General features: G+C 69.7%; 11 protein-coding genes. 4 read left to right on the forward strand and 7 right to left on the reverse strand.

Going from position 1 to position 12,173, the window contains the following annotated elements; genetic code table 11:
* Positions 1-29: 29 nt before the first annotated feature.
* The 3 genes from ABT063_RS00080 to ABT063_RS00090 form a co-directional block, all read right to left on the reverse strand.
* Complete coding sequence (locus ABT063_RS00080; protein WP_351054769.1) at positions 30-1,970, reverse strand: S53 family peptidase; 1,941 nt, start codon at positions 1,968-1,970, stop codon at positions 30-32.
* A gap of 194 nt (positions 1,971-2,164) precedes the next feature.
* On the reverse strand, positions 2,165-2,767 hold the full coding sequence (locus ABT063_RS00085; RefSeq protein ID WP_351055217.1) for a DUF305 domain-containing protein: 603 nt from the start codon (positions 2,765-2,767) through the stop codon (positions 2,165-2,167).
* Positions 2,768-2,781: 14 nt separating this feature from the next.
* On the reverse strand, positions 2,782-3,438 hold the full coding sequence (locus ABT063_RS00090; protein ID WP_351054770.1) for a thioredoxin-like domain-containing protein: 657 nt from the start codon (positions 3,436-3,438) through the stop codon (positions 2,782-2,784).
* 337 nt (positions 3,439-3,775) lie between these two features.
* Here ABT063_RS00090 and glnA2 point away from each other — a divergent pair, with 337 nt between their 5' ends.
* The 3 genes from glnA2 (at position 3,776) to ABT063_RS00105 (ending at position 5,914) form a co-directional block, all read left to right on the forward strand.
* Complete coding sequence (gene glnA2, locus ABT063_RS00095; protein ID WP_351054771.1) at positions 3,776-5,137, forward strand: gamma-glutamylpolyamine synthetase GlnA2; 1,362 nt, start codon at positions 3,776-3,778, stop codon at positions 5,135-5,137.
* Positions 5,138-5,210: 73 nt separating this feature from the next.
* On the forward strand, positions 5,211-5,480 hold the full coding sequence (locus tag ABT063_RS00100; RefSeq protein ID WP_351054772.1) for a ribbon-helix-helix domain-containing protein: 270 nt from the start codon (positions 5,211-5,213) through the stop codon (positions 5,478-5,480).
* Positions 5,477-5,914: a PIN domain-containing protein gene (locus ABT063_RS00105; protein ID WP_351054773.1), complete on the forward strand. Its 438-nt coding sequence runs from the start codon at positions 5,477-5,479 to the stop codon at positions 5,912-5,914. Before ABT063_RS00100 ends, ABT063_RS00105 begins: the two co-directional genes overlap by 4 nt.
* Positions 5,915-6,024: 110 nt before the next feature.
* Here the strand turns inward: ABT063_RS00105 and ABT063_RS00110 are convergent, their stop codons facing one another.
* The 4 genes from ABT063_RS00110 to ABT063_RS00125 all read right to left on the reverse strand — a co-directional run bounded on the left by ABT063_RS00110 (position 6,025) and on the right by ABT063_RS00125 (position 10,885).
* Positions 6,025-7,245, reverse strand: coding sequence for an MFS transporter (locus tag ABT063_RS00110; protein ID WP_351054774.1), 1,221 nt, complete (start codon positions 7,243-7,245; stop codon positions 6,025-6,027).
* Positions 7,246-7,347: 102 nt separating this feature from the next.
* Positions 7,348-8,316, reverse strand: coding sequence for an endonuclease/exonuclease/phosphatase family protein (locus ABT063_RS00115; RefSeq protein ID WP_502990734.1), 969 nt, complete (start codon positions 8,314-8,316; stop codon positions 7,348-7,350).
* Between the two features lie 266 nt (positions 8,317-8,582).
* Entirely contained in the window at positions 8,583-9,215 is a 633-nt protein-coding gene (locus ABT063_RS00120; RefSeq protein ID WP_351054776.1) for a TetR/AcrR family transcriptional regulator, read from the reverse strand.
* Between the two features lie 74 nt (positions 9,216-9,289).
* Complete coding sequence (locus ABT063_RS00125; protein WP_351054777.1) at positions 9,290-10,885, reverse strand: MFS transporter; 1,596 nt, start codon at positions 10,883-10,885, stop codon at positions 9,290-9,292.
* Positions 10,886-11,109: 224 nt separating this feature from the next.
* Between ABT063_RS00125 and panB the strand changes: the two genes are divergently transcribed.
* Complete coding sequence (panB, locus tag ABT063_RS00130; protein ID WP_351054778.1) at positions 11,110-11,982, forward strand: 3-methyl-2-oxobutanoate hydroxymethyltransferase; 873 nt, start codon at positions 11,110-11,112, stop codon at positions 11,980-11,982.
* The last annotated feature ends 191 nt before the right edge of the window (positions 11,983-12,173 follow it).

Below are 12,173 nucleotides of genomic sequence, written 5' to 3' on the forward strand. Positions count from 1 at the left end.
GGAAGCCGGCGCACCGTGCCGGACCGTTGTCAGCGCCGGCGGTACGACTCCACGTAACCGCCCGCGGGCGTACCCACGCCGGTGACGTCGTCGTAGCCCTTCACGGCCTTCAGTGAGCTGTCCTGGCCGAGGGTGCGGACGGAGGTGAGCAGGCCCCCGGACGCGTCGAAGCTGTTGGCGTAGTCGACGCGTGCCACGGCGAGTCCGGAGCCCGTCGGGTCGTCCGTGACGTCGTGGTACGCCTTCGAGCCGTACTTCGCGTAGATCGCCGGGTCGGCGAACCCGATCGCCTTGCCGCCGCGCGCCTGCTGCGCGAGGGCCTGGACGGCCGCGATCACCGGAGCGGCCAGCGAGGTGCCGCCGATGCGGTACTCGCTGTACTGCTGCGACCCGTCCGGGAAGGTCTGCGTCTGACCGACCTTGAAGCCGGTGTTCGGGTCGGCGATCGCCGCGATGTCCGGGACGACGCGGTTGCCGGCGGCGCTGTAGGCCTGGGCGAGCGAGTCCGGGACGACGCCCTTCTGGTACGAGGGCTCGGCGACCGTCCTGCTGGTGCCACCGCCCGCGCCCGAGGTGAACGCGCCGGGGAAGTCCACCCAGCTCTTGCCGTCGGCCGACAGGTCGGCCTTCTCGGTGCCCCAGCCGGTCTCCCACAGGTACGTGTCGTCCTTGCCGACGGCCAGCGAGGTGCCGCCGACCGCGGTCACCCAGGCCGAGTCGGCCGGGGTGTCGACCTGCTTGGTCCCGGTGTTCGCGACCTCGTCGCCGTCGTCGCCGGAGGAGAAGTAGAAGCCGATGCCCTCGACCGCGCCGAACTGGAAGACCTGGTCGTAGGCGGCCGCCAGGTCCGGCGTCTGGTTGGCCTCGATGTCGCCCCACGAGTTGGAGACGATGTCGGCCAGGTGGTTGTCGACGATGCTGCCGAGCGAGTCGAGCAGGTCGTCGTCGTTGCAGGAGGCGGCGCCGACGTACGTGATGTCCGCGGCCGGCGCGACCGCGTGCACGGCCTCCACGTCGAGGGTCTCCTCGCCGTACCAGCCCGAGGCCGAGCACTCCTTGGTGTGGGCGTACTTCTCGGGCAGCACCTGGCGCAGCTGCCCGCCGGCATAGGCCGCGTCGCCGTGCTTCTTCGCGTAGGTGGCCGCGTCGTAGGCGATGGTCGGCGAGGCGTACGCGTCGGTGATGGCGACCCGCACCCCCTTGCCCGTGTACGAGCCCGCGCCGTACGCGGCCCGCAGCTGCTTGCCCGTGTAGCCCTCGACGGCGTACGGGATCTTCCCGCCGTAGGCGTCCGGCAGTGTGGTGGCGACGTTCGAGCCGTAGTACGACGAGAACGGCCCGGCGTTCTTGAACACCGTGTCCGGCGGCGGCAGTCGGTCGTCGTGGCTCGCCTTGTGCGGGGCGTTGTCCAGGCCGGTGACGGTCAGGACGGCGCCGTTCAGGTTCTCCGGCGCGGAGGCGGTCCTGGACGGGGCGCGGTAGGTCTCGGCGCCCTTGGCGTAGTTGTGCAGCTGGGTGCCGAAGGCCTGCTCGGCGGCGGCCACGTCACCGGAGACGGAGACGTAGTGCCGCGTGACCCCGGTGACCTTCAGGCCGGCCGAGGTCAGCCAGGCCCGTACCGCGGCGACCTGCGCCTTCGTCGCGCCGAAGCGGGCCTGCGCCTGCTTCGCGCTCAGGTACTCGCCGTACGAGGCCGAGGACGGGTCGGACACCGCCTTGGCGTACCGGGCGAGGCCGGCCGCGTCCCGGCCGGCGAGGTAGACGCGGGCGGAGACCTGGGCGCCGTCGGAGGCCGTGCCCTTGTCCGCCTTGGCCGTGGCCCACGCGGGTTTGGTGCCGGCGAGCAGGTCCCGGACCGGGTGGTCGGCGGCGTGCGCCACGGGTATGCCAAGGGCCAGCGCACCGGCGAGCACGGGCAGTGTCGCTGCCACGCCGACCCCGGCGCGCATCTTGGCGCGGTTGGATCTCAAAGGAACCCCCTGTGCGGTTCGACGCGAGTGGATCACTCGACAGGTGTCACTCTCGCGATGAACCGTTCACGCCAGGGGAAACCGGAGGCCAAGAAGACGCCTCGAAGGCCAAGAAGAAGCCAAGGAGGCGCTGCCCAGGGCGATTTGAGGCTTACGCCCTGCGAACTGCTCGCGTCCCAGGAATTACCCGCTCCCTACGAACGCGGCTTCGCGCCCCGCTCCTTGAGCATCCCCGCCATCAGGTCGATCTCCGACCGCTGCCCCTCGACCATGCCCTGCGCCAACCGCTTCTCCACGCCGACCGTGCACTTGTCCACACAGCCCTCGGCCATGTGGATACCGCCCTTGTGATGGACCGTCATCAGCTGGAGATAGAAGGCCTCGGCCTGCTTGCCCTGAAGCGAATCCAGCTTCTTCATCTCGCTGTTGGTCGCCATGCCCGGCATCAGCGCCCCGTCCTTGCCGGAGGCCATGTCGCCCATGCCCATCCAGGTCATCGGCGGGTCGGCGGACACCTTCGGCAGGCCCCACAGATCCAGCCAGCCCAGCAGCATGCCGCGCTGGTTGGCCTGCGTCTGCGCGACGTCGTACGCCAGGCGCCGCACTTCCTCGTCGTCGGTGCGGTCGCGCACGATGTACGACATCTCCACGGCCTGCTGGTGGTGCACCGCCATGTCCCGCGCGAACCCGGCGTCCGCGGAGTCGGCGGCGGGAGTCTCACTCGAACCGCCGTCCTCGGCCACGGCATAAGTGATCGCGCCGGCCGCCACGAGCACTCCGGCCACGGCGACGGCCACTCCGGCGGGCGACCTCACTGCGAAAGACCTCCCGTGCACGCGGCACCCTTCTCCGGCGTCTGCTCGCCCTGCACGAACTTCTCGAAGAACTTGTCGACGTTCGGGTCGTCGGCACTCGTCACCGTGCGCTGGTGCCCCCACGCGGTCAGCATGATCGGGTCGGCCTGCTTCTCGTTCGGGCTCATCAGCGTGTACGGCGTCTTCTTCACCTTCGCCGCCAGCGCGTCCACGTCCGCCTTCGGGGCCTTGCTGGTGTACGTCACCCACACCGCGCCGTGCTCCAGGGAGTGCACGGCGTTCATGTTGTTGATCTCCTTGGTGTAGACGTCACCGTTGCAGTTCATCCAGACCTGGTGGTGATCGCCGCCGACCGGGGGCTCGGTCGGGTACTTCACGGTCTTGGTCACGTGGGTCTGGCTCAGCTTGCCCTTCCACGTCTTCACTCCGTCCGCGCCGGTGGTGAAGCTCCCCGCGCTCTGGGCCGCCGTGCTGCCGTCGTCGGACTGCGACTGGACCAGGACGACACCGCCGACCACGAGGCCGACGACGACCGTCACGCTGGCCGCGATGGTGAGCACCCGGTTGCGGCGCTCCCGCGCGCGCTCGGCGCGCCGCATCTCCTCTATTCGCGCCTTGCGCTCGGCGCTGCTGCTTTTCTTGGCGGAACCCATGAGGTGTGTCCTTTGAGCAAAGAGGGCCGGTCGGGTCTGCTGATCGTAATGCGGGAGGAGGGGCCTCTCGTAGGGAGGGCTCAGGAATGGCCGAAGTTACGACGTCCCGCACGGGCAGGTTCCCGGCCTCCCGGCATTACGGATGTCAGTCCGAGCAGGCAAGATGGGCTCAGAGCTGTACACCTACCGTACGCGAGGCGTTCGCACGGAGGTCGGCCGCACGATCAAGGTGCGCAACGCGCATGAAATGGTGTTGTGGTGGGATGCTCAGGTGCCCGACCGCCTCCTGTGGTACGGGAGACAGGCGGCCTGACCAGCAAGGATGGGGAAGCGGAAGATGGACAAGCAGCAGGAGTTCGTGCTCCGGACGTTGGAGGAGCGTGACATCCGGTTCGTACGGCTGTGGTTCACGGACGTGCTGGGCTTCCTCAAGTCCGTGGCCGTGGCCCCGGCCGAGCTCGAACAGGCCTTCGATGAAGGCATCGGTTTCGACGGCTCCGCGATCGAGGGCTTCGCCCGCGTATACGAGTCGGACATGATCGCCAAGCCGGACCCGTCGACCTTCCAGATCCTGCCGTGGCGTGCGGAGGCCCCCGGCACAGCCCGTATGTTCTGCGACATCCTCATGCCGGACGGCTCCCCGTCCTTCGCCGACCCGCGCTATGTGCTGAAGCGGGCCCTGGCCCGCACCTCCGACCTGGGCTTCACCTTCTACACCCACCCGGAGATCGAGTTCTTCCTGCTCAAGGACAGGCCCCTCGACGGCTCCCGGCCCACCCCGGCCGACAACTCCGGCTACTTCGACCACACCCCGCAGAACATCGGCATGGACTTCCGCCGCCAGGCGATCACCATGCTGGAGTCGATGGGCATCTCGGTCGAGTTCTCCCACCACGAGGGCGCCCCCGGCCAGCAGGAGATCGACCTCCGCTACGCCGACGCGCTCTCCACGGCCGACAACATCATGACGTTCCGCCTGGTCATGAAGCAGGTGGCGCTGGAGCAGGGCGTCCAGGCGACCTTCATGCCGAAGCCGTTCTCCGAGCACCCGGGCAGCGGCATGCACACGCACCTCTCGCTCTTCGAGGGCGACCGGAACGCGTTCTACGAGTCCGGCGCGGAGTACCAGCTCTCCAAGGTCGGCCGCTCCTTCATCGCGGGCCTGCTCAAGCACGCGGCGGAGATCGCCGCCGTCACCAACCAGTGGGTCAACTCCTACAAGCGCATCTGGGGCGGCACGGAGCGCACCGCCGGCGCCGGCGGCGAGGCCCCCTCGTACATCTGCTGGGGCCACAACAACCGCTCGGCCCTGGTCCGCGTCCCGATGTACAAGCCCGGCAAGACCGGCTCGGCCCGCATCGAGGTCCGCTCGATCGACTCCGGCGCGAACCCGTACCTGGCCTACGCCGTCCTGCTGGCCGCCGGCCTCAAGGGCATCGAGGAGGGCTACGAGCTCCCGCCGGGCGCCGAGGACGACGTGTGGGCCCTCTCCGACGCCGAGCGCCGCGCGATGGGCATCGAGCCGCTGCCGCAGAACCTGGGCGAGGCGCTGACACTGATGGAGCGCAGCGACCTGGTCGCGGAGACGCTGGGCGAGCACGTCTTCGACTTCTTTTTGCGGAACAAGCGGCAGGAGTGGGAGGAGTACCGGTCCGAGGTGACGGCGTTCGAGCTGCGGAAGAGTCTGCCGGTGCTGTAGGGGCAGGTCAGAGCCTTTCATCCGGCGAGATCACCGCCATATCCCTGTGGTACACATCCTGTACCATAGGGATATGGCCCTGAAGCGCACCAATGTCTACGCCGACGACAGCGACCTCGCACTGATCAAGGAAGCGGCCGCCCGTCTCGGCGTCTCCGAGGCCGAGATAATCCGCGAGGGCCTCCACCGCATCGCATTGGCGCATCGCGTCTGGGACGAGCCCTTCGTCTCCGACGAGGAGACCTTCGACCTCGGAGGGCCTGTCACCGGGGACGACGTTCGGACCGCGGTGACCGAGGGCTACGAGGCGCGGGAACGCCGGAACGGAGGGCACGCGGCGTGATCGCCGTCGCCGACACCTCCGGAATCCTCACGCTCTTCAACCGCTCCGACCCCGACCACCAAGCTGCCAGGAAGGCCGCGGACCAGTGCGGCTTCCTCGTCGCCACGCCTCTGGCGCTGACCGAGGTGCACCAGGTGGCCAGCAGCCGCGCCGGACGCGCCGCGGCCGACGGAATCCTCCGGTCCCTCACGGCGCGGGTACGGCAGATGCGGTTGATTCTGGCCCCGCCCACACCGGAGATCCTCGACACCGCGCTGTCCGTACGAGCACGCTACGCAGCGCTCGACCTCGACCTGGTGGACGCGGTGAACGTGGCGCTTGCCGCCGAGTACAGCACGGATGCCGTCCTCACCCGGGACCTCCGCGACTTCCGCACCGTCCGCCCGCTGGGTGGCAGGCACACCCACTTCCGGATCCTCCCCGACGATCTCTGACCAGGTGCACGGCCGGCACCGTGAACGCCGTCAACAGGGCACGCGGGTAAGCGGATATCTTCGGCGGCGTAGAGCGCCGGCGCCAGGACCGTTCCCGGCGCCGGCGCCCCTCAGGACTGCAGCGTCTCCGACCGCTGAGGCACATGCGTCGCGACAACCCTCTTCCGCGCCCCCTGCGGAGCAACCCGCCGCCGGTCCACCACAGCCGCCGCAGCAGCGACTCCGAGACCGAGCACCGCCAGGCCCGCACCGGCGACCGCCGGGGACGTCGCGCCGAAGCCCGTCGCCAGCGCGAGGCCCCCGATCCACGCACCTCCCGCGTTCGCCAGGTTGAACGCGGCCTGGTTGGCGGAGGAGGCCAGGGACGGGGCCGCCGACGCCTTTTCCATGACCATCAGCTGGAGCGGGGAGCCGGTGACGAAGGCCGCCGTGCCGAGGAGTATCACCGCTGCCGCCGCGGTCCACTGCGTGTTCATCAGGACCGGGAACAACGCCAGCACCGCCACCAGCGACGTCAGACCGCCGAACAGCGTGCCCCGCAGGGAGTGGTCGGCCAGGCGGCCGCCGAGCAGGTTGCCCGCCGTGGCGCCGACGCCGAACAGCGCCAGCAGCAGCGTCACGCTGGAGCCGGCGTAGCCGGCGGCGTCGGTGAGCATCGGCGTGATGTAGCTGTAGGCCGCGAAGAGCGCGCCGAAGCCCGCGACCGTCGTGCCGAGGGCCAGCCAGACCGGGAGGGAGCGCAGGGCGGCCAGTTCGCCGCGGACGCCCGTGGCGGGGGCGTGCGTGTGGTCGTGCGGGATCAGCAGCGCCAGCGACGCCATCGCCGCCAGGCCGATCGCGCTGACGCCGAGGAAGGTCGCCCGCCAGCCCAGGTGCTGCCCCATGAGGGTGGCCACCGGGACTCCCACGACGTTGGCGACCGTCAGGCCGAGGAACATCAGGGAGACGGAGCGGGCCTTGCGCTCCGGCGCCACCATGGTCGTGGCGACCACGGCGCCCACGCCGAAGAAGGCGCCGTGCGGAAGGCCGCTGAGGAAGCGGGCCGCCAGCAGCCAGTCGTGGTCAGGGGCGAGGGCCGACAGCGCGTTGCCCGCGACGAAGAGGGCCATCAGGCCGATCAGGACCTTGCGGCGGGACATGCGCGCGGTGACCGCCGCGAGCAGCGGGGCGCCGATCACCACACCCAGCGCGTACGCCGAGACCAGATGACCGGCGATGGGGATCGAGATGTGCAGGTCGTCCGCGACGTCGGGCAGCAAGCCCATCATCACGAACTCGGTCGTACCGATGCCGAAGGCGCCCACGGCGAGGGCGAGCAGGGCCAGGGGCATGAAGGGACCTGTGCCTTTCAAGGGAGAGCGGAGTTCCGTACCAGAGTATGTTCAAGTACGGAACAAAGGCTCACCGGCCCTGTATTCCAGTGACAGCGGGGATTACGACGACGTGGCGACGTTCACACGCGCGGCCACCGGCAAGTGGTCGCTGCTGGTCTGCGGCAGCGTCCAAGAGCTCTCCGGCTCGATCCCCTTCACCATGATCTGGTCGATCCGCGCCATCGGGAACGAGGCCGGCCAGCTGAACCCGAAGCCGCTGCCCGCCGCGCCCTGCGTGGAGCGCATCTGGGCGGTGACGGCGTTGAGCGCGCGGTCGTTCATCGTGCCGTTCAGGTCGCCGAGCAGCACGACCCTGGTCAGCTTCTCGTCGCCGATGGCCTCGCCGAGGGCGTTCGCGCTCGTGTCGCGCTGCCGGGCCGTGAAACCGGCCTCCAGCTTCACCCGTACCGACGGCAGGTGGGCGACGTACACCGCGACCTGCCCGGCGGGCGCGGTCACCGTGGCGCGCATGGCGCGCGTCCAGCCCAGCTTGATGTCGACGGGCTTGACGCCGGTCAGCGGGTACTTGCTCCACAGCCCGACGGTGCCCTGCACCGAGTGGTACCTGTACGTCGACTCCATCGCCTTCTCGTACACCGGAACCGCCGACGTGGTCAGCTCCTCCAGGGCCACCACGTCCGCGCCGGACGCGGCCACGTCACGGGCGGTGCCCGCGGGGTCGGCGTTGTCGGCGTTGACGTTGTGCGTGGCCACCGTGAGGTCGCCGCCGGTGCCGGCCTTGTCGCTGAGCAGGCTGCTGAAAAGGTTCAGCCAGACGATCGACGGCAGCAGTACGGCGATCAGGGCGGTCGCGGACTTCCGTACGAAGGCGAGCACCAGCAGCACGGGCACGAAGATGCCCAACCAGGGCAGGAAGGTCTCGATGAGGCTGCCGAGGTTGCCGATGGCGTTCGGGATCTGCGCGTGCAGCAGCATGATCAGGGCGAGCAGCACCGCGAGTGCGGCGACGACGAGGCCGCGGCGCCAGATGAGCCGGTCACCGCGCCAGTCGGCGACCAGGCGGTTCATCAGGCGCCGGAACCGGGCTCCCGGGCGCTCGGGGTCCGAGCCGCCGTTGTCCGTTTCCGTCATGTACGCCTGCTGCGCCATACCGCCGCCTCACTGCCTGCCGTGCACACCGTTCTTCCCCCCGTGCCCATAAGACCCTAGGGGATGAGCGGCGCTGATCCTGCCGTCCTCCGACGGCCGTACGGGCACGAGGACGTACAAGTCTGCGCGGCGAGTTCCGGTGCAGAAGGGAGAAAGCGCCCTCTGTGACGAAACGCGCACATGGGCTACGCGGAGGGCGAACTGACGGGCCGTAGACCTTCCAGCACCGTGTCGACGATCTGCTCCGACAGGCCCTCCGGGAGATCGGCGTCCGGACGCATGACGGTGCGCACGAGCATGGGTCCGACGAACATGTCGGTGATCACGTCGATGTCGAGGTCCGTGCGGAGTTCACCGTTCTCCTGCCCGTCGCGCAGGACTTGGACCTGGATCCGGCGGCGCGGCTCGACGACGGTCGTGTGGTACGCGGCCCAGATTTTGGGGCTGCTCTTCATCTGGGCGTACACGTTGTGCAGGAGGGCGGACGTGCGGGCCCTCAGGCCGCGCTCGCGCAACTGTTCGAGGAGGGCCACGAGGTCGTCGCGCATCGACGTGCCGGGCAGTTCGGGGTCCGGGGGCTCGGCCGCGCGCACGACGTCGACGAAGAGTTCCTCCTTGCCGCTCCAGCGCCGGTAGATGGTGGCCTTGCCGACGCCCGCGGTACGGGCGATGCGTTCGATGGACAGTTCCGCGAGCGGCACCCCCTCCTCCAGGAGCTTCACCACCGCCTCGACGATGGCGTGCTCCACGGCCTCACTGCGGGGGCGGCCTCTGAGGGGTCCCTCCCGGGTCGACCGGCTGTCGGTGAGACCGTTCACGTCGCTCCGTCCTTTCCGTGGCCTGGGGCGATTCTGCCCTGTCCGCGGCCGCCGTTCCGCCTGGTCCACGGCTGCTACTCCCCCTTCACCAACTCCTGTTCCTCCTCGGACCGCTGAGGTGCCGCCACCTTGCCCGGCAGGTAGAGGGCTACGACGATCGCGCCGAGCACCGCCACGCCCGCTCCCCACAGCGCGGTGACGTGCATCGCGTGCAGGAACGCGTCGTGGGCGGGGCCGACGAGCGCCCTGCCCTCGGGCCCGAGCTTCGCGGCGACGCCGAGGGTCGACTCGATGGACTCGCCCGCGGTGTGGCGCAGGCCGGCGGGCAGCGGGCCGAGCTCGTCCTCGATGCCGCCGCGGTAGGCCGTGGAGAGCACCGAGCCCAGTACGGCGATGCCGAGGGCGCCGCCGACCTGGCGGAAGGTGTTGCTGAGGGCGGAGGCGGAGCCGGCCTTCTCGCGGGGCAGGGCCTGCATGATGACGACGCTGACCGGGGTCATGATGTGCGCCATGCCGGTGCCCATGAGGAAGAAGATCACTTCGAGACGCCAGATCGGCGTGTCGGCCTCCAGCGTGGCGAACGCGGCCAGCATCGCGGCGATGATCACCATGCCGGCCGTGGTGGTGGCCTTGTAGCCGAAGCGGTCGACGAGCAGCCGGGCGCGCGGCGCGAAGATCATCTGGGCTGCGGCCAGCGGCAGCATCAGCAGACCGGTCTCGAGCGGCGAGTAGCCGCGCACGCTCTGGGTGTAGAAGACCGAGAAGAAGGTCACGCCCATCAGCGCGAAGAAGACCAGCGCGATGGCGGCGATCGCGGCCGAGAAGACCTTGTTCTTGAAGTAGGTGACGTCGATGGACGGATGGGTGCTGCGCTTCTCGAACACGACGAAGGCGACGAGGACGGCGAGACCGGCGGCGATGGTCCCCAGCACGGTGGGATCGGTGAAGTCGGCCAGCTCGCCGCCGCGGATGATGCCGTAGACGAGCAGGATCAGACCCACGACGGACAGCACGACACCGATGGGGTCGATGCGGCCGGGGTTCGGGTCGCGGGAGTCGGGCACCAGCCACAGCATCAGCGCCAGGGCGAGCAGCACGATCGGCACGTTGATGAGGAAGACCGAGCCCCACCAGAAGTGGTCGAGCAGGACACCGCCGGTGATCGGCCCGATGGCGATGGCGAGTCCGACGCCGCCGGCCCAGATGCCGATGGCCTTCGGCTGCTCCTCGCGCTCGAAGACGTTCATCAGGACGGCGAGAGTGGCCGGCATCACGAAGGCGGCGCCGAGGCCCATCACCGCGCGGAAGGCGATCAGTTCACCCGGTGAGCCGGAGAAGGCGGCGAGGGCGGAGCCGATGCCGAACACGGCGAGTCCGCCGAGCAGGATCCTCTTGCGGCCGAGCCGGTCGCCGAGGAGACCGGCGCTGAACAACAGGCCCGCGAAGACCAGGGTGTAGGCGTTGATGGCCCACTCCAGCTCGCTCTGGGTGGCGCCCAGGCCGGTCGGGGCGGGGGTCGAGATCGTCTTGATGGCGACGTTCAGGATCGAGTTGTCGAGCACCACGATCAGCAGACTCAGCATCAGGACGCCGAGGATCGCCCAGCGGCGCCGGTGCACCGCCTCCGGTATGCGGGGGCCGGCAAGGGCGCGGTCGGCGGGAGTAGTCATGCCGACGAGCGTAGGGTAATTAAGATACGGAACCGTCTCGTATCGAAATGCTTTTACCGAGGCCTTAACAAGGGACGTAGGGCGCGAGTCGTACGCCGGTACGTGACTGAAGTCCCCCCACCGGTTCCCCACCCCGGTCTGGCCGCGCGTGGCACGAGGTGCCACCATGGAGGTGATCCGGGGACGCCGTCAGGGCGCCTCGAGATGACGAAGGAGCCGTTGCAATGACGCAGCTTTCGGCTGCCCAGCCTGCGCAGCAGAACACCTCCGACGGCAAGACGCTGTACGGGGGCAAGGGCACCCGCCGTATCACCGTTCGCGACATCGCCGCCGCCAAGGAGCGCGGCGAGAAGTGGCCCATGCTCACCGCGTACGACGCGATGACCGCGTCCGTCTTCGACGAGGCCGGGATCCCGGTCATGCTCGTCGGGGACTCGGCGGGCAACTGCCACCTCGGGTACGAGACCACCGTGCCCGTCACCCTCGACGAGATGACCATGCTGTCGGCGGCGGTCGTACGGGGTACGAGCCGTGCGCTGATCGTCGGCGACCTGCCCTTCGGGTCGTACCAGGAGGGCCCTGTGCAGGCACTGCGGTCGGCGACCCGGCTGGTGAAGGAGGCCGGGGTCGGGGCCGTGAAGCTGGAGGGCGGTGAGCGCTCGCACCGGCAGATCGAGCTGCTGGTGGAGTCCGGGATTCCGGTCATGGCGCACATCGGACTGACGCCGCAGTCGGTGAACGCCATGGGGTACCGCGTCCAGGGGCGTGGTGAGGAGGCGGCGGCCCAGCTGCTGCGGGACGCCAAGGCCGTGCAGGACGCGGGGGCGTTCGCGGTGGTGCTGGAGCTGGTTCCCGCGGAGCTGGCGGCCGAGGTGACGCGGGTGCTGCACATTCCGACGGTGGGCATCGGGGCCGGACCGGAGACGGACGCGCAGGTGCTGGTGTGGACGGACATGCTGGGGCTGACCGGTGGTCGTGTGCCGAAGTTCGTGAAGCAGTACGCCGATCTGCGTGAGGTCATGGGCAGCGCGGTGAAGGCGTTCGCGGAGGACGTGGTGGGCGGGACGTTCCCGCTGGAGGAGCACAGCGTCCACTGAGCCATAGCGGCACCATGGCAGCCCGCCGATTCATCCCCCGTCGGCGGGCTGCCCTTTTGTTTCTCGCCCCCGCCGCCCCTACCCGTCCCATCCCCAGGGGCGCTGCCCCTTCGACCCCGCCAGGGGGCTCCGCCCCCCTGGTCCCCCGCGGGGCTCCGCCCCTGCACCCCGCCGGGGCGCCGCCCCGGACC

Origin of the sequence: Streptomyces sp. NPDC002838 (assembly GCF_040295365.1) — a bacterium.
Classification (GTDB): domain Bacteria; phylum Actinomycetota; class Actinomycetes; order Streptomycetales; family Streptomycetaceae; genus Streptomyces.